Origin of the sequence: Modicisalibacter ilicicola DSM 19980, assembly GCF_900128925.1 — a bacterium.
Taxonomy (GTDB): Bacteria; Pseudomonadota; Gammaproteobacteria; order Pseudomonadales; family Halomonadaceae; genus Modicisalibacter; species Modicisalibacter ilicicola.
This window is the reverse complement of record NZ_FQUJ01000006.1, coordinates 98998-115516: the sequence shown is the minus strand read 5'-3', so window position 1 is coordinate 115516 and position 16519 is coordinate 98998. Positions and strand designations below refer to the sequence as shown.

General features: G+C 63.6%; 15 protein-coding genes. 6 read left to right on the top strand and 9 right to left on the bottom strand.

Features of this window, described 5'->3' with window-relative positions; genetic code table 11:
• The first annotated feature begins 194 nt into the window (after nucleotides 1–194).
• Complete coding sequence (locus BUA41_RS08085; protein ID WP_072821586.1) at nucleotides 195–668, top strand: outer membrane lipoprotein; 474 nt, start codon at nucleotides 195–197, stop codon at nucleotides 666–668.
• A gap of 82 nt (nucleotides 669–750) precedes the next feature.
• On the opposite strand, the gene BUA41_RS08080 is transcribed toward BUA41_RS08085, so the two are convergent.
• Nucleotides 751–1035 carry a hypothetical protein gene (locus tag BUA41_RS08080; RefSeq protein ID WP_072821583.1) on the bottom strand — a complete coding sequence of 95 codons (285 nt, stop codon included), beginning with the start codon at nucleotides 1033–1035 and terminating at the stop codon, nucleotides 751–753.
• 343 nt (nucleotides 1036–1378) lie between these two features.
• On the opposite strand from BUA41_RS08080, the gene slyD reads away from it, so the two are divergent.
• A complete protein-coding gene (gene slyD / locus BUA41_RS08075; RefSeq protein ID WP_072821885.1) occupies nucleotides 1379–1861 on the top strand; it encodes a peptidylprolyl isomerase in 483 nt (160 codons plus the stop codon).
• 89 nt (nucleotides 1862–1950) lie between these two features.
• Here slyD and BUA41_RS08070 read toward each other — a convergent pair whose 3' ends face one another.
• From BUA41_RS08070 to BUA41_RS08060, 3 genes are read right to left on the bottom strand one after another with little or no spacing between them, the layout of a single operon-like run.
• The gene (locus BUA41_RS08070; RefSeq protein ID WP_072821580.1) at nucleotides 1951–2622 is read right to left on the bottom strand and encodes a DUF3047 domain-containing protein; all 672 of its coding nucleotides are present in this window, start codon (nucleotides 2620–2622) and stop codon (nucleotides 1951–1953) included.
• Nucleotides 2619–3257 carry a CDP-alcohol phosphatidyltransferase family protein gene (locus tag BUA41_RS08065; RefSeq protein ID WP_072821578.1) on the bottom strand — a complete coding sequence of 213 codons (639 nt, stop codon included), beginning with the start codon at nucleotides 3255–3257 and terminating at the stop codon, nucleotides 2619–2621. Before BUA41_RS08065 ends, BUA41_RS08070 begins: the two co-directional genes overlap by 4 nt.
• Before the next feature lie 8 nt (nucleotides 3258–3265).
• Nucleotides 3266–5428 carry a dihydrolipoyl dehydrogenase family protein gene (locus tag BUA41_RS08060; protein ID WP_072821576.1) on the bottom strand — a complete coding sequence of 721 codons (2163 nt, stop codon included), beginning with the start codon at nucleotides 5426–5428 and terminating at the stop codon, nucleotides 3266–3268.
• 190 nt (nucleotides 5429–5618) lie between these two features.
• On the opposite strand from BUA41_RS08060, the gene msrA reads away from it, so the two are divergent.
• The gene (gene msrA / locus BUA41_RS08055; protein ID WP_084671296.1) at nucleotides 5619–6227 is read left to right on the top strand and encodes a peptide-methionine (S)-S-oxide reductase MsrA; all 609 of its coding nucleotides are present in this window, start codon (nucleotides 5619–5621) and stop codon (nucleotides 6225–6227) included.
• Between the two features lie 88 nt (nucleotides 6228–6315).
• Here msrA and BUA41_RS08050 read toward each other — a convergent pair whose 3' ends face one another.
• Together BUA41_RS08050 and BUA41_RS08045 are read right to left on the bottom strand one after the other, a co-directional pair.
• Complete coding sequence (locus tag BUA41_RS08050; RefSeq protein WP_072821572.1) at nucleotides 6316–6924, bottom strand: NlpC/P60 family protein; 609 nt, start codon at nucleotides 6922–6924, stop codon at nucleotides 6316–6318.
• 105 nt (nucleotides 6925–7029) lie between these two features.
• Nucleotides 7030–9489, bottom strand: coding sequence for a DUF1266 domain-containing protein (locus BUA41_RS08045; RefSeq protein ID WP_072821570.1), 2460 nt, complete (start codon nucleotides 9487–9489; stop codon nucleotides 7030–7032).
• Nucleotides 9490–9726: 237 nt separating this feature from the next.
• Here BUA41_RS08045 and gabT point away from each other — a divergent pair, with 237 nt between their 5' ends.
• On the top strand, nucleotides 9727–11025 hold the full coding sequence (gabT, locus tag BUA41_RS08040) for a 4-aminobutyrate--2-oxoglutarate transaminase (protein ID WP_072821568.1): 1299 nt from the start codon (nucleotides 9727–9729) through the stop codon (nucleotides 11023–11025).
• 86 nt (nucleotides 11026–11111) lie between these two features.
• Here the strand turns inward: gabT and katE are convergent, their stop codons facing one another.
• From katE to BUA41_RS08025, 3 genes are all read right to left on the bottom strand, one after another.
• Nucleotides 11112–13262 (bottom strand): catalase HPII, encoded by a 2151-nt coding sequence (katE, locus tag BUA41_RS08035; protein WP_072821566.1) that lies wholly within the window; start codon nucleotides 13260–13262, stop codon nucleotides 11112–11114.
• Between the two features lie 367 nt (nucleotides 13263–13629).
• Nucleotides 13630–13869 (bottom strand): GlsB/YeaQ/YmgE family stress response membrane protein, encoded by a 240-nt coding sequence (locus BUA41_RS08030; protein ID WP_072821564.1) that lies wholly within the window; start codon nucleotides 13867–13869, stop codon nucleotides 13630–13632.
• A 61-nt stretch (nucleotides 13870–13930) separates the two neighbouring features.
• On the bottom strand, nucleotides 13931–14479 hold the full coding sequence (locus tag BUA41_RS08025; protein ID WP_072821562.1) for a DUF924 family protein: 549 nt from the start codon (nucleotides 14477–14479) through the stop codon (nucleotides 13931–13933).
• A 106-nt stretch (nucleotides 14480–14585) separates the two neighbouring features.
• Between BUA41_RS08025 and BUA41_RS08020 the strand changes: the two genes are divergently transcribed.
• Both BUA41_RS08020 and BUA41_RS08015 read left to right on the top strand, forming a co-directional pair.
• A complete protein-coding gene (locus tag BUA41_RS08020) occupies nucleotides 14586–14807 on the top strand; it encodes a hypothetical protein (protein WP_072821883.1) in 222 nt (73 codons plus the stop codon).
• Nucleotides 14808–14897: 90 nt separating this feature from the next.
• A complete protein-coding gene (locus tag BUA41_RS08015; protein WP_072821560.1) occupies nucleotides 14898–16493 on the top strand; it encodes a solute:sodium symporter family transporter in 1596 nt (531 codons plus the stop codon).
• Nucleotides 16494–16519 lie beyond the last annotated feature (26 nt).

Genomic DNA, 16519 nt, shown 5'->3' with positions numbered 1-16519 from the left:
ACTCGGGGTACCCCCTACACCGGGTTTCCAAGGGAGGCTTCTTGCCTCCCTTTTTCCTGTCCTGCCGACCGTAGTCTGGCCCCGGCACTAAAACGTTCGTTCGTGGTCAATCGACTATGGCCAATCCTGGACGGCTGGGATAGACTAATTAAAGAACAGCGTTTCCAAATTAATTCGCTTCTGGAGATGTGGCTATGAAGCCGACGCGTTATCTTTCCGTACTTGCCCTGGGGCTATTGACACTGGGCGGCTGTGCCAACAGCGACCTCTATTCCGGGGATGTGTACCGGGGCAGCCAGGCCAAGACGGGACAATCGGTCACCTACGGCACCATCGTGGCACTGCGCCCGGTACGCATCCAGGCCGACGATCAGAACAGCGGCGTGATCGGGGGGCTTGGCGGGGCTGTCATCGGCGGTCTGCTGGGCAATCAGATCGGTGGCGGCTCGGGGCAGACGATTGCCACTGCCGCCGGCGCCATCGGCGGCAGCGTTGCCGGCAAGAAGATCGAGGACCGCGCCAACCAGGCCAACGCCTGGGAAATGGAAGTGCGCCGCGATACCGGCGACACGGTGATCGTGGTCCAGAAGGCAGACCGGGACTGGCAGGTGGGGCAGCGCGTGCGCCTGATCGGCAGCGGCGCCAACATGAGCGTCGCTCCCTACTGATCCCGGGCTTGGCTCACTGCAAGAAACCCGTGGCGACCGCCACGGGTTTCTTGCGTTCCTGCAGAGCGTATCGCCTCGGGCCTCAGTAGGTCTTGGTCTTGGAAAGGCCCCAGCGCACGACCTTGAACCCTATCCAGATGATCAGCGCCAGCAGCAGCAGGGTCATCAACATGGAGATCGGTTTCACGATGAAGGTAGCGCCGAGGACCGCCAGCGCGATGCACCAGATCCAGCGATCATCCCGGCCTCCTCTGAATGCCTGGGGCGTCCTGCGCTCGAAGAACCTGCCCAGCCCACCGTTCCAGCTTCTCAGCGTCATGATCAGAATCACCGCGAAGACGACCAGCCAAATCAGGGTTTCGGTCATGGCATTGCTCCTGAGAAAATCACTATTGAAAGAATCTTCGTGTCATTCGTGTTTTCGGCGCTATCGCGCCTTTACCCACGAGATGGAAATCACGTCGTCGCTTCGACTACAGGAAACGATCGACGTGCGACGAATGCGACGAATATGCCGCACAATCGGATAGTTGTGCAGAGTACCGCCCACCTCCCTTGCCATGCAACCGAGCCGGGTGCAGGGCGGCCTGCTGCTTGAATGCCTATCATCTTCGCCCTTCGATGCATGAAAATTCCTCCACACCCCTGACAGTGGAAAGATGGCACGTTACCATCATGGCTACATACTTCGTTCAAAGGTCCATCACAACATGCAGATTGCGCAAAATTCCGTTGTCGCGTTCCACTACACCTTGACCAACGATGCCGGTGAGGTGCTGGACAGCTCGGAAGGTCGCGAACCGCTGACCTACCTCCATGGCTCCGGCAACATCATTCCGGGCCTGGAGAAGAAGCTGGAGGGACACCAAGATGGCGACAAGCTGCAGGTGAGCGTCGCCCCCGAGGAAGGCTACGGTGAAAACCAGCCGGCACTCGTCCAGGAAGTGCCGCGGGATGCCTTCCAGGGTGTCGAATCGGTCGAGCCTGGCATGCAGTTCCAGGCGCAAACCCAAGGCGGCCCCCTGATGGTCACCGTGACCAAGGTGGAAGGCGACACCGTCACCGTGGATGGCAATCATCCGCTGGCTGGCCAGAAGCTGAACTTCGACGTCGAGATCGCCGAGGTGCGCGAAGCGACCGAGGAAGAGGTCGAGCACGGTCACGTGCATGGCGAAGGCGGTCATCAGCACTGAGCCGTTCAGACAGCATATAGCGGAAGGCCGCAGCAGCGATGACGGCCTTTGCCGAGGGTAGCCAAGGGCTACCCTCTTTCGTGTGCGGACTACTGCCCCGGACAGACAGGTGGCTCGGGCGAGGCGGTAAAGTGCAGTCCGCTGAACCAGGCAGTCGCGTCTCCCCCGGCGTTGTCACCATCGCTCATCACGGCGACTCCGTCCACCTTCTCCGGCCGGCTGCCGAACAGCCTGGCGAAATCCTCGCGGACATCGCGAACCTCGGCGACCCACTTTCCGATTTTCCGGGTGCCGCTTTGCAGGGCCAGCAGCCGGGCACGCTCGGTGAAGGCGTTGGCCCACTGCGAGCCCACGGGCCGGCCGTTCGACCATACGTAATTCACCGCCTGAACCTGCCAGGGCAAGAATCCCGTCTTGTGGGCCACATAGACCCGCGCCGGGTAGTCGTCCCCCGACTTGGTGGTCTCATCGAGGCCGGCGTAGACGCCTCCCACCTTCCAGCACCAGCCAAGGTAAGGGGTCTGCGTCAGATCGATCTCGCGCTCCAGATACTTGGCGGAGGCCTGGCCGGACGCCCGCGCCTGGAGTACTCGACGTCCCGATTGAGTGACCAGCGAATACCGGGTCTCGCCCTCGAAGGAGCGGGTCGGCCAGCCGGCGATCTCGGCGGCGCTGAAATCGAGCGATTGCGCCACTGCCAGCGGGGTGACCATTAGCATCATCCCGGCCATCCGCCGTCGCCATGCGCGCGCGCTCGTCATCCCCTCGCCTCCTCGATCGCCTCGCGGTACTTGAGCGTTCGGTACCCGCCCCACAGCCGGGTCGTGGTGGTGACCAGGCAGGCCGCGGCGAAAAGGAGCGCCAGCGACGCGAAACGCTCGGGCCACAAGCAGAAGGCCACGAAGGCCAGGATGGTCTCGGTGCCCTCGGTAAGCCCGTCGAGATAGAAGAACGCCTTGCGGGTGAAGCTTGGCCGCGTGAGACCATGCTTGGCGGCCATGATCGCAAAGGCCAGAAACGAACTGCCGGTGCCGACGAAGGCAAACAGCAACAGCGTTGCCGCCAGGGCGTTGGCGGCGGGGTCCGCCAGGGCAAACCCGAGCACCACCGCGGCATAGAAGACGAAATCCAGGCCGATATCGAGAAAGCCCCCGGCATCGCTGCTCGTCTGCAGATGGCGTGCCAGTGCGCCGTCCAGCCCGTCGGCCAGACGATTGAGCAGGATGGCGATCAATGCCAGGCCATAGGCCTCGATGGCAAGAAGCGGCAACGCCAGCATGCCGACGGCGAAGCCGCCCAGGGTGACCTGATCGGGCGTGATCCGGCGACGGGCGACGCGAGCGGCAAGCCATGTCAGCGGCCGTTGTACCCATCGTGACGTCCAGCGATCCAGCATCTTGCCCCCTATGCTCGACTGCGACCGCGCCGACGCCAGGCAAAGTAGCGCTCCAGCCAGCCCAGCACGCGCTCGGGTTTATGGGCATTCTTCCACGCACCGGCGCTGCCCTTGGCGGCTTCCGAGAAAGTCGGATAGGGGTGAATGGTGCCCAGCAGCTTGTTGAGACCGATGCCCTGGGTCATGGCCAGGGTGAACTCGGCAAGCAGTTCGCCGGCATGATCGCCGATGATGCTCGCCCCCAGGATGCGATCCTTGCCCGGCACCGTCAGCACCTTGATGAAGCCGACGGTCTCGCCCTCGGCGATCGCCCGGTCGAGTTCGGAAAAGTCGTAGCGCGTCGTCTCGAACGCAACCCCCTGTGCCCTGGCATCGCGTTCGTTCAGGCCCACCCGCGCCACCTCGGGCTGGGTGAAGGTCACCGCCGGCAGGTTGCGATAGTCGACGGTGAAGCGCTTGATGCCGCCGAACAGTGCGTTGACCGTGGCATGCCAGGCCTGGTGAGCGCTGGCGTGGGTCAACTGATAGGGTCCGGCGACGTCGCCGCAGGCCCAGATGTTGGGATACAGGCTGCGCAGGGTGCCATCCACGTTCAGCGTGCCCCGGGCGTTGGTATCGATACCCAGGGCCTCCAACCCCAGGCCGGCGACGTTGGCTTCGCGGCCCACGGCGACCAGCAGGCGATCGAACACCAGACGTTCGGTGAGACCGTCGCGCTCGACGACCAGCACCTTGCCATCGTCGCCATGGCTCGGCCCCGGCTCGATCCCCGACGCCGTGGTGCCAAGACGCACATCGATGCCTTCCTCGCGCATCTGCTGCACCAGCACCTCGGCGATGTCCGCATCCTCCCGCGGCAGCAGCTGCGTGGCATGCTGCACGATCGTCACTCGACTGCCGAGACGGGCAAAGGCCTGGCCCAGCTCGCAGCCGATCGGCCCACCGCCCAGAATCAACAGACGCCCGGGCAAGGCATCGAGTTGCCAGAGGTTGTCCGAGGTCAGCACATCGATCGAATCGAGTCCGGGCAGCTCAGGCACTCTCGGTCGTGCACCGCTGGCGATGATCACGTGTCGCGTGGTCAGCACCCGGTCGTCGACTCGCACCTCCCAAGGGGTCTGTAACCAGGCTTCCCCGGCGATCACCTCGACCCCTAGGGACTCGTAGCGCTCCCGGCTATCGTGGGGCGCCACGTCGTCGATGGCGCGGTGCACATGTTCCATGACACGGGTAAAGTCGATACGCGGCTCGTCGGCGTCGATGCCGAAACGCTTCCCCTCGCGCACCGTCTGAGCGATGCGCGAGGCGCGGATCAGGGCCTTGGAGGGCACGCAGCCGGTGTTCAGGCAATCCCCCCCCATGCGTTCGCGCTCGATCAGTGCCACCCGGGACTTCAATGCGGCGGCAATGTAGCTGGCCACCAGTCCCGCCGAACCGGCACCGATCACCACGATGTCATAGTCGAATCCCTGCGGCCTGGAAAAACGTCGTGCCACGCGACGGCGCTTGGCGAACTCCACCAACCAGCGCGCCAGCAGCGGGAAGATGCCGATCAGCACGAAGGAGGCGATCAACCCCGGCGACAGGATACCGCCCAGGCTTTCCAGTTCGCCCAGTTCCCGGCCGGCGTTGACGTAGACCAGGGTGCCGGGGAGCATGCCCAGCTGGCTGACCCAGTAGAAGGTCCAGGGCCGCATGCGCGTCAACCCCATCACCAGATTGATGATGAAGAACGGAAAGATCGGCACCAGACGCAAGGTGAACAGGTAGAAGGCGCCCTCCCGCTCGATGCCGCGGTTGATACTGGCAAGCTGACGAGAGAAGCGCTTCTCCAGGGGGCGTTGCGCAACCAGCCGGGCGATCAAGAACGCCAGGGTCGCGCCGATGGTGCTGGCGAAGGAGACGATCAGCATGCCCCAGCCCAGGCCGAACAGTGCCCCGGCAAGCAGTGTCAACAGCGCCGCGCCGGGCAGCGAGAACGCCGCCATGGCCACGTAGAGGGTGAAGAACCCACCCGCCACCAACCCGGGGTCCGCGGCGAACCAGCTCTGGAAACGGGCCTGCTGGTGCTTGATGTTATCGAGGGTCAGCGCATCGTTGGCGCCGCTTGCAAAGAACAGGATGATCGCAATGGCGACCACGGCCAGGACGATCAGGCGCTTGCGATTCAATGGGTATTCTCCCTGAAAAACCGGATTATCGGGCGCGTCGCGAGCGGTGAAGCCCGGGCCGCTTGTAGTGAAGTCGTGTGTCGCGCATCAACCTTACGAAGCGCCCCGGATCGTTCGATGGTCGTTGCGCGGAACCCTCGGACGCGAAAAGCCTCCAACCTCAAGTCACGAACACCGCGGGAGAATCATGATGCGCAAATTGCTGGCCCCCCTGACCCTGGCACTCGCGAGCCTGGCGCTGCCCGCGCTGGCGCAGCCCGAAAGCGCCAGGGCGACCTTCGCGGGCGGCTGTTTCTGGTGCATGGAGGAAGCCTATGACGAAATCGAGGGAGTCAAGGCTACCACATCGGGCTACATCGGCGGCGAGGAGGCCAACCCGAGCTATGAACAGGTATCGCGGGGCAAGACCCGCCACGCCGAAGCCGTCGAGGTCGAGTACGATCCCGGGACCGTCGACTACGCCACGCTGCTCGAGGCCTTCTGGCACAACATCGACCCCTTCGCCCGGGACCGCCAGTTCTGCGACAGCGGTGCCCAGTACCGCAGCGCCATCTTCTACCATGACGAAAAACAGAAGCAACTGGCCGAGAAGACCAAGGCCGAGCGCGAGGAACAGCTGGGCCGAGAGATCGTCACCGAGATCGAGCCAGCCGGGCGTTTCTGGAAAGCCGAGGAGTATCACCAGGACTATTACAAGAAGAACCCGGTACGGTATCGCTTCTACAAGGCCGGTTGCGGCCGTGAGGAGCGTCTGGAGGAAATCTGGGGCACCCAGGCGGGACTCCCCGGAAGCAAGTAGCCTGGACCATATCTTCCCGGCCAGATCGCGAGGCGTCATGGCCAGTCGCGACTTCCGCCAGCATGCGAAAGGATAGAAGGAGAAAGGGCTAGCCTTCGCTGCCCCGGCTTGCGTTGCGGGCCAGTTCGGTATTGTCGAAGGGTCGGCGCGCCTGCCAGTAGTAACGTCGCCAGAAGACGTTATCCAGCCGCGACAGCATGACGCCTCGCGATCTGGACGCATGCAGAAAACGCCCCTCACCGACATAGATACCCACATGGCGATAGGCCCCGGGAGGGCTGAAGAACACCAGGTCGCCGGCCTTGAGCTCATCACGCCCAATGCGCACCCCCTGACGAACCTGTCCATGGGTCGTGCGCGGCAAAACAAGCGCAAAGCGGGTATCGAAGACCTGCTGGACCAATGCCGAGCAATCGATGCCGCTCTTCCTCTCACCTCCCAGCGCATAGGGTGCTCCCCGCCAGCGCTCATACTCGTCCAGCAACGCCTGCCGAATCGTGATGAAGGGGTCCTGGCGAAGCGCGCTGAACTGCCGGTCAAGAGAATGGAGCGAAGAACCAGGCAGGACAGAGGCACGACTCGCCTCGGCCTGGAGACGGCTGGTGTACGGCTGGGGAGACGGGGAGGTCGACGGGCCGTTGGCACAACCTGCCAGCATGGCACTCAAAGCCAGGCACAACCACCGTGCATAACGCATTCAGCGACCTCATTGACATGAGCGGCGATAATAGGCCAGCCAGGGAATTTTGTCACTCGGGCCACGGCGCCGACCGGAAAGGCGCACATGACCGGGCAACGCGCCTCAATGCAGCGTCTTGCTGTCGCCCGTCAGGGTATCGATGTGCAGCGGTGCCCAATGCCGTGGCCTCGCCCCCGGGTAATCCAGACTCGCCCAGGGACCGGCGAGCGGAGGCGCCCCGGTCAACCAGGCCACCAGCCCCTCGCGAAAGTCGCTCAGGAAAGTCTCCCGCTCCGAGGTTTCTCCCATGAAGAAGGCGAATCCTGCATAGAGCCCCTCGGCGTAGCCGTGCCAGCTTGCATAATGACGCTGGGCTTCACGCACCGCCCGATCAAGCACGTCGTCGAAGGCAGGTTCGTCTAGCCAGCCCAGATTGCGACCGGCGATCGCCAGATCGACGGTTTGCGCCAGATCCCAGGCCGCCATGTCCACCTCGTTGCAGCGGTTGTCGTTATCGCGCACGCGCCGCAAGCGCAGAAGATGGTGGCGTTCCTCCTCGGCGCATTCGCCGGACTCGAAGATCGCGATCTCCTCCTCGAGACGAGTACGATTCAGGGTATAGGGCGCGTAGTTGATCTGATACTCCTGACGATCGCCGGCGTCGAGCAGGAAGTCGAGAAAGTCGCGCAGCTCCTGGGCGTTGTGCAGGCCGTAATGGCTGTCAAGCCACTCACGTGCCGCCTCGCTTTCGAACACTCCTTCCCGCTGGGGCTCACCCCAGATGCCGGGATTGAGAGGACCGGTCAGCGACAACGCGGTAAAGCGCGACAGCGTGGGCTTGGGGCCGGGTTCCTGCCAGGCAGTTTGCTGCCAGTCGAGCCAGTGGAAGCAGCTCCCCGGGTCGTCCCGGTGCCAGCGTATCTCGTGCACCAGGGTGTCGTCGGGCACCTCGGGCAAGACCGCCTCCCAGGCTGCCCAGGCATCGAGCAGCCGCCGGGAATCCGCGTACAGGTGACACAGCACGCTCTTCAGCGCTTGCGCCAGGCCGGCCAGGGCCGTGGCGTCGAAGTCCCCGCCATCGCCGGCCATCAGCAGGTAGAAGGCGTATTTCTCGGCCATGTGAATGGTCGCGGCATGGCGCACGCAGGTCTTGAGCGCCTCCCGGGAGCGGATCGCCTCTGCCGTCGGTTGCCCGAATGCGGTCACGAGGGGCGGCAAGGTGTTGTGGGCGGCGTCCGCGGCCAGTTGATTGAGATGATGGGACTGGGCCGGCAGCCAATAGCGCGCCAGCCCTGCCGCCCCCTCGTCCGGGAACAGGCCCAGGGTCTCGGAGAGATAGCGCTGGGCATCCCGACGACGCGCGGCGGGTATCTCGGCCGGGATCCCCTGCCGGTAGAGCAGCTCGGGCTCCCGAACCGAAGCCAAGGCCAGTACCCAGTGGCGGGCGTCCCGGCGCCAGGCGCGGATGGCGATTCGCGAGGACTCGCGCTGGGCGTCGCCGATCAGCTCCTGCAGCGGGGCCTGCCACGGGGTGACCGGCGAGTAGAGCAGCAAGGCCAGCTCGCCGGCAAGGGGCTCACCGGCATGGCGACGCCCCTCGAACAGGCTACGCCCACGTTGATAGGCTTGGACCAGGGCAACCCAGTCGCTGTATCGACGGGTGAGCAGATCGCAGGCGTGCGTGGCGAAATGCTCTGCCTCGATTTCCTCCAGCCAGCCCAGGGCCAGACCGGCGTAGGCCAGGTCGATCAGGCGCAACCAGTCCCAGGCGGCCCACTCCAGGGGCTCGCCTCGCTCGATGAACTCCAGCACGATCTCGCCGTAACGGCGCTGATCGCCGAGGCCCGTCACCCAGGCCTGCCGCGCCGGGGGGTCCTGCTCCAGCAGCCTGGCCACGTCCAGGTCCCAGCCGTAGCGATGCCCCTGGGAAGCCAGCCACAGCAAGACGCGAATCAGATCGTCTCGCCCGTGAACCTGCCACGCCTCACCCAACCAGGCGGCGGCATCTGGCCAGTCGCGCAGGTGATCCGGCGACTCGACGAGCAGTGGCGAGAACAGTGCCCTCGGCAGCCAGGGTCGCATCGTCTCCTGTTCAGGCCACAGCGGCTCGGCCTCGCAACGGGCAAGGTAATCACCAAGCAATCCCCAGGTGATGCCGCACTCCTCGTGCTCGAGCCTAGCCAGGGCCTCGCTGGCCAGGGCGAACGCCTCGTCGCCCTGAACCCACCCCTGTTCGAGCCTTGCCTCGCGCAGCGCCGACAGCCATTCATCGAGACTGGCGTAACGAGCCTGGAGGGTACTTGCCAGGCGCAGCATCCAGGCCCTCGCGCGAGTCGGGGGAAGCCAGTCGGCCGCCACCGCCAGGGCCAGCAACTCGAAGGCGGCCAACTGCTGCTGGGGGTCCGGAAGACCGGGCGGAAACGCCTCGAGCAGCCGCCAGCCCAGTTCGCCGCGTTCGGCGATGCCGAGCCGGGACAGCCGCTCCACGGCCTCGACCGGCTCCACGCTGGTCGGATCCGGTTCGAACGCCCAGCCGCAGAGCACCAACTGCTGTGACCACCATGCATTCAGCGGATCGACCAAGACACACCTCTGACGCCTGTAACGATAGGAAAGAAATAGCGATATAGTGTAGCGGAAAGCATCGAACGAGCCGATGCCCTTGCACTCATCGCTTCGTGCATCGAAAGTAGTACAAGGACTTTGATGAGCATCATCGTGAAAAGCTTGGCGACTCGTTCGAAATAATACACACTGCGTTCGACATGATCATCGCCCAGCGACCCGTACAGCGCTCTCACCGAGACAGGAGGTTCAACCATGAACAACGCACAGCTCAACGAACTCAAGCAGCGCTATGTCGCCAGCGGCGCTGCAAGCCCCGCCGCCCATTTCGCCGATCGTGCCGAGAATGCCGAGGTCTGGGATGCGGACGGCAAACGTTTCATCGATTTCGCCGGTGGTATCGGCGTGCTCAATATCGGCCATCGCCACCCCAAGGTGGTCGAGGCGGTCAAGGCCCAGCTCGACAAGGTCATGCACACCTGCCAGACCGTCATGCCCTATGAAGGCTATGTGCGACTCGCGGAAAAGCTCAGCCAGATCACCCCGGTCCGTGGCCATGCCAAGGTCATGCTGGCCAACTCCGGTGCCGAGGCGCTGGAAAACGCCGTCAAGGTGGCGCGTGCCGCCACCGGCAAGACCAACGTGGTCTGCTTCGATGGCGGCTATCATGGCCGTACCTTCATGACCATGGCCATGAACGGCAAGGTCAACCCCTATCAGACGGATTTCGGCCCCATGCCGGGCACGGTCTTCCGCGCCCCCTACCCGGTCCCCTATCACGGGGTCAGCGAAGAAGAGTCGCTGCGCGGGCTGAAAATGGCCCTGCGGACCGACGCCAATCCCAAGGACACCGCGGCGATCATCCTGGAACCGGTACTCGGTGAAGGTGGCTTCTACGCGGCGCCGCCGAGCTTTTTGAAGGCGATTCGCGAGATCTGCGACGAGCACGGCATGCTGATGATCGTCGATGAGGTACAGAGCGGCTTCGGGCGTACCGGCAAGATGTTCGCGATCGAGCACAGCGGCGTGGAGCCGGACATCATGACCATGGCCAAGAGCATGGCGGACGGCATGCCGATCTCGGCAGTGGTCGGTACCGACAAGCACATGGATGCCTCCGGCGGCAACTCCCTGGGCGGCACCTACACCGGCAGCCCGGTCTCCTGTGCAGCGGCCCTGGCGGTGCTGGAAGTCTTCGAAGAGGAGAACATCCTCGAGAAGAGCCAGGCACTGGGCGACAAGCTCGCCAAGCGCTTCCACCAGTGGCAGCAGGATTTCGACTGCATCGACAATGTCCGCAACCTGGGCGCCATGGCCGCCTTCGAACTGGTATCCGACAAGGCCAGCCATACCCCGGACGCAGACCTGGCCGGCGCGCTGTGCAAGAAGGCGCGGGAGAATGGCCTGATACTGCTTTCCTGCGGCATGTACGCCAATACCATCCGTTTCCTGATGCCGGTCACCATCGGTGACGATGTGCTGGAGGAAGGCCTCGGCATCATCGAGCAGGCGTTGAAGGAACTGGTCGGAAGCAAGCAGACCGCCAGCGCCTGACGCCCCGACCCGTCGATCCAGCCGAACGACAATGCCCCGCCTAGGCGGGGCATTGTACTGGGTGCAGGGCAAATCCTAGCGTTCCATCAGGCCGGCATGTCATTGGCCCGGGAGTCGCGGGACCAGACACGGTGCTGTCCCAGCGCCTTGGCGAAGGCGTCGAACACCTCCTCCACCATCTCGCCCAGGTAGATGCCTTCCTCCTCGGTAGGCACGCCCGCCGCCTCGAGCAGCCGCTTGCCTTCTCCCAGGGCAGCGATCGCCTTGAGGTGCTTGTAGGCTTCCTGGACGTAGTAGCGGCCCTGGCCGGAATCGGCGAGTCTCGTCGCACTGCCATCGCCACCGGCAACGATCACCGCATCCATGGTCACCGAGGGCAGGCCGTTGAGCATGGCGTCGGGCAGCACGCTCTGTCCATTGCTTGCCGTGACCGGCGCCATGCTAGGGGTAACGATCACGGCTTGCGCGCCTCCTTCCTCGAGCTTGGCCGCCAGCGCATCGAGCTGCTTCGCATCGACGCCGTCCGCCGCCAGAATGGCCACCTTGCGGTGCTTGATGTTGCCCGGCAAGCGTGCCATCAGGCTCAAGGCCTCGGAACTCTCCTGGGAACTCTTGCCCAGTTCGCCTTCCGGCGCAGTAGGAGCATTCGGTGCTTCGATGCCGTGATTCTCGCCGACGCGCCGTGCCAGCTCTGGGTCGATGTTGGGCAGGATCTCCTTGATCTGGCGTTCGCGGATATAGGGCCGCGCCACCTTGGAAAGCTCGAAGGTGTAGGCAGCGATGATGTGTTCCTTCTCGACCTCGGTCTGGCTGTTCCAAAACAGCCGCGCCTGGGAATAGTGATCGCCGAAGGAGTCGCTGCGCGCCCGTACCTTGTGGGCATCGATTCGCTCGTGATGGGTCTCGTAGCCACCATTCTCTTCCGCCGCCGGGGTCTGCCTGGGCCAACCGTCGTCGATGGAGTTGGGCTCGTAGGACGCCTGCCCCTTGTTGATGGTCTGGCGATGCGGTGCATCCCGCTGGTTGTTGTGGAACGGGCACACGGGACGATTGATGGGGATCTCGTGAAAGTTCGGACCACTCAGGCGCAGCATCTGGGTGTCGAGATAGGAGAACAGCCGCCCCTGGAGCAGCGGGTCGTTGCTGAAGTCGATCCCCGGCACCACGTGGCCCGGGCTGAACGCCACCTGTTCGGTCTCGGCGAAGTAGTTGTCGGGATTGCGGTTGAGCACCATCTTGCCGATGGGGGTGACCGGCACCTGCTCCTCGGGAATCAGCTTGGTGGCATCGAGGATATCGAAATCGAACTTGTGTTCGTCGGCTTCCTCGACCACCTGGATCCCCAGTTCGTACTCCAGGAAATCACCGTTCTCGATATCGTCCCACATGGCCCGACGGTTGAAGTCCGGGTCGCGTCCCCAGAGCTTCTGCGCCTCGTCCCAGATCAGCGAACAGGTGCCGGCAAGCGGCTTCCAGTGGAACTTGACGAAACGCGACGTGCCCTGCCTGTCGATCAGGCGGAAGGAGTGCACCCCGAAGCCTTCCATGTTGCGATAATGCCGGGGAAAGGCGCGATCCGACATGGTCCATAGCACCATGTGGGCAGACTCGGGAAACAGCGACACGAAGTCCCAGAAAGTATCGTGGGCGGACTGCCCCTGGGGGATCTCGTTGTGGGGTTCGGGCTTCACCGCATGCACGAAGTCGGGGAACTTGGCGGCATCCTGCATGAAGAACACCGGCATGTCGTTGCCGACCAGGTCCCAGTTGCCCTCCTCGGTGTAGAACTTGGTGGCGAAGCCGCGTACGTCGCGAACGGTGTCGTTGGAACCACGCCCCCCCTGTACCGTGGAGAAGCGCACGAAGACCGGGGTCTGCTTGCCGCCCTCGCTGAACAGCGCCGCCTTGGAGTATTGGGCGGCGTTGTCGTAGGCCTCGAAGTAGCCGTGTGCCGCCGCGCCCCGGGCGTGAACGATTCGTTCGGGAATACGCTCATGATCGAAATGATTGAGCTTCTCGCGGAGGATGAAATCCTCCATGAGGGTCGGGCCTCGTTCGCCGGCCTTCAACGAATTGTGATTGTCGGCAATGCGCACGCCCTGGTTGGTGCGCAGATCGTGGCCCCTCGCATCACTGCGATGGGACTCCAGGCTCTGGTCCTTGCTGCCGGCATCCGTTTTGAACTCGGTGTCGTGCGGTCCGTCGTCGTTCGGTTCGGTGTAAGGTGTCTTCGCCATGTAACACTCCTTGTTCACTGAGGCAGGAACGCCCTCGATGGAGCCGTTCTGCTCGCATCTACGGTCATGCCGCTAGGCATTGTCTGAAAAGTGTCTGCGCTTGCCCATACGGCGTTAAAAAATTGTCTCAAGATACTCATTTACAACACGTAAACTCCGTTCTTTCACCAATTTTTGCTTTGTAACCCACACGGATGTGGGAAATGCGTTAGCCCGCAGGAGCGGGCTTAGCGCTGGACTTCGCTCACCGACTTTTCAGACAGCGCCTAACGGGGCAAGGCCGCAAGGTAGCGGCCTTTGAAACCTTAGTCTCTCTTTCGGTCCTTCATCAAATGACAGGAATGACGTCACCGTCAATCGGCGGCCGTCACTTGCGCAGCTTGGCCACGACCCACAGCAGCAGCACGGCCCCCACGGTCGCCATGACCAGTGAGCCGATGAGGCCCTGGGAGGCCAGGCCTATGAGCCGGAAGAGCAAGCCACCGACGAGGGCGCCGACGATGCCGACCCCGATGTTGCCGAGCAGCCCGAAGCCACCGCCACGCATGATGTTGCCGGCGATCCAGCCCGCCAGCCCGCCAATGATCAACCATAGAATGAAACCCATCTCTCTTCTCCTTTGTATCGTCCATGAAGGGGGTAACCAGTGAAGCCTGCCACAAGGCGGCTCAGAATGACGAGCCGGGCTGGCCTAGAAAGGCTTTTTCCTCTGCGGTCGAATCACGGCCCAGGGTCGCATTGCGATGAGGGTAGCGCCCGAAGCGTTCGAGGATCGCGCGATGGCGACGCTCATGATGGAGGTTGTCTTCCAGCCCCGGTTGATCGAAGAGTCGCAGTGCCTCATCGTGAATCCGCAGCGACTCGCTGTGCATGTAGGGCATGTAGAGGAAGGCCCGCTGGCCCACCTTCAGATGGCGATCCGCACGTGCCGCCACCGCCTCCTGGGCCAGCGCCAGGGCCTGGGGGTCCTGGGCGAACGAGGCGGCACGATCGCGATGGATGTTGCGCGAGAATTGATCGAGCACCAGAATCTCGGCCAGACGCCCCTGAGGCGAGCGTCGCCACATCCACAACTCACCCGCGATGGCTGTGTCGAGCAGGGCCGAGAAGCGTTCGGCCACCTGGGAATCGAATGCCTGATCCTTGGCGAACCACTGGCGTGGCGTCGCCTCGTCGAACCAGAAGTGGAGTACCGTTTGCGCGGTGGTATCGGTCATCTAGGGAGTGCTCCGCCGATTTACGGGTGGGTAGCAATGAGATTAGTCGAAGCGTCTCGCGGACCCAACGCATTCGACCACAATACTTCTGACATGAGGAGCCATGATGTCCCTTGCCCAGTTCCTGGAAATGGCCGGCTATCTGCTGAACGTCCTCGGTATCGTCACCTGCCTCGCCGGCCTCACCCTGGCTCGACACCCCTCACGCCGACCACTCGGCTACGCCCTGGCCGGCCTGGGCTTTCTGCTCGCGGCCAGCCCGCTGCTTGCCCAGCTCCTTGGACTCGTGCCGCCCCCAGCCATGGCCCCCACGCCCCTGCCGGGCTGAATATTCCGGGCGATTCGCGTGCCTGCCGGAACATCGATATGCTGTAGGACTGGTTCCTACGCCGACAAGAACTCACAAGGACGTCTACCCATGCATGCCCTTACCCTAGCCTCGTTTCTGTTCTTCACAGGGCTGGTCGCCCTGATCACCTGGCTCATCACGCGACGCGACGACCACCACAGTACCCGCGGCTACTTTCTCGCCGGACGCAGCCTGACCTTCCCGCTGATCGCGGGGTCGCTCTTGATGACCAACCTTTCCACCGAGCAGATGGTGGGGCTCAATGGCGCCGCCTTCACCGACGGGCTAAGCGTGATGGCCTGGGAGGTCGTCGCGGTCATCGCCCTGGTCGCCCTGGCACTGTTCTTCCTGCCGCGCTTTCTGCGCAGTGGCATCGCCACCGTGCCGCAACTGCTGAGGATCCGCTTCGACGAAACGACCCAGCTGATCTGCAACATCATCTTCCTGATCGCCTACGCGGTGATCCTGTTGCCGATCATCCTGTATTCCGGCGCCGTGGGCCTGCAGGGCATGCTCGACCTGCAGGGGCTGACCGGCATCCAGTCGGACACCGCCCTACTCTGGGGAACGGTGTGGGTGGTCGGCCTGATCGGTTCGGTCTACGCCCTGTTCGGCGGGCTGCGCACCGTCGCGGTCTCGGACACTCTCAATGGTGTCGGCCTGCTGGTCGGCGGCTTCGTCATCGTCTACTTCGGCTTGCAGGCAGTGAGCGACGATGGCGGGATCCTCGCCGGTTGGGAAACCCTCAAGCAGAGCAATCCCGACAAGCTCGACTCCATCGGCGGCGAGGACCAGCAGGTGCCCTTCGCCACGCTGTTCACCGGCGTTTTCCTGATCAACCTCTTCTACTGGACCACCAACCAGCAGATCATCCAGCGGACCTTCGCCGCCAAGAATCTCGCCGAGGGACAGAAGGGCGTGCTGTTGACCGGCCTGTTCAAGCTGCTCGGCCCGCTGTATCTGGTGCTGCCGGGCATTATCGCCTATCAGCTCTATGCCAATGACGGCATTCGTGCCGACGAGGCCTATGGCCACCTGGTGTTCAACGTGCTGCCGCCCTACCTGACCGGCTTCTTCGCCGCGGTGATGGTCGGCGCCATTCTCTCCTCCTTCAACTCGGCCCTGAACAGCACCACCACCCTGTTCAGCCTGGGGCTCTACAGGGAGGTGCTCAACAAGAACGCCAGCGAGGAGCAGGTGGTTCGCACGGGCAAGATCTTCGGCTGGATCCTGGCCGCCGCCTCGATGACCATCGCCCCCCTGCTGGCCGGTCAGGAGAGCCTGTTCGGCTATCTGCAGAAGATGAACGCCATGTACTTCATCCCCATCCTCGCCGTGGTGCTGGTGGGCCTGCTCACCAAGCGGGTGCCGCCCGTCGCCGCCAAGCTCGCGCTGGTCGGCGGCTGTGCCATCATCGGCCTGGTCTATTTCGTGCCGCCTTTCACCGGGCTGTTGGATGTCATCCATGATTTCCACTTCGTGGCCCTGGTCTTCGTGCTTCTCGTGGCGATGATGCTGCTGCTGGGCAAGTTGCGCCCCCGCGCCACCGCCTGGGTCCACGAGGACAGCGGCGAGGTCGATCTCACCCCCTGGAAGGGAGCGATACCCGCCGGCATCGTGCTGGTGATCCTGGTGGTTGCGATCTATATTGCCTTCGCCGGCTGATCCGCCTTCGCCCGGGGAAGCCGTTC

What these genes read in the sequence shown, in the direction of transcription:
- BUA41_RS08085 (WP_072821586.1), top strand. Translation starts at nt 195, where the DNA reads ATGAAGCCGACGCGTTATCTTTCCGTACTTGCCCTGGGGCTATTGACA.
- BUA41_RS08080 (WP_072821583.1), bottom strand. Translation starts at nt 1,035, where the DNA reads ATGACCGAAACCCTGATTTGGCTGGTCGTCTTCGCGGTGATTCTGATC.
- slyD (WP_072821885.1), top strand. Translation starts at nt 1,379, where the DNA reads ATGCAGATTGCGCAAAATTCCGTTGTCGCGTTCCACTACACCTTGACC.
- BUA41_RS08070 (WP_072821580.1), bottom strand. Translation starts at nt 2,622, where the DNA reads ATGACGAGCGCGCGCGCATGGCGACGGCGGATGGCCGGGATGATGCTA.
- BUA41_RS08065 (WP_072821578.1), bottom strand. Translation starts at nt 3,257, where the DNA reads ATGCTGGATCGCTGGACGTCACGATGGGTACAACGGCCGCTGACATGG.
- msrA (WP_084671296.1), top strand. Translation starts at nt 5,619, where the DNA reads ATGCGCAAATTGCTGGCCCCCCTGACCCTGGCACTCGCGAGCCTGGCG.
- BUA41_RS08050 (WP_072821572.1), bottom strand. Translation starts at nt 6,924, where the DNA reads ATGCGTTATGCACGGTGGTTGTGCCTGGCTTTGAGTGCCATGCTGGCA.
- gabT (WP_072821568.1), top strand. Translation starts at nt 9,727, where the DNA reads ATGAACAACGCACAGCTCAACGAACTCAAGCAGCGCTATGTCGCCAGC.
- katE (WP_072821566.1), bottom strand. Translation starts at nt 13,262, where the DNA reads ATGGCGAAGACACCTTACACCGAACCGAACGACGACGGACCGCACGAC.
- BUA41_RS08030 (WP_072821564.1), bottom strand. Translation starts at nt 13,869, where the DNA reads ATGGGTTTCATTCTATGGTTGATCATTGGCGGGCTGGCGGGCTGGATC.
- BUA41_RS08025 (WP_072821562.1), bottom strand. Translation starts at nt 14,479, where the DNA reads ATGACCGATACCACCGCGCAAACGGTACTCCACTTCTGGTTCGACGAG.
- BUA41_RS08020 (WP_072821883.1), top strand. Translation starts at nt 14,586, where the DNA reads ATGTCCCTTGCCCAGTTCCTGGAAATGGCCGGCTATCTGCTGAACGTC.
- BUA41_RS08015 (WP_072821560.1), top strand. Translation starts at nt 14,898, where the DNA reads ATGCATGCCCTTACCCTAGCCTCGTTTCTGTTCTTCACAGGGCTGGTC.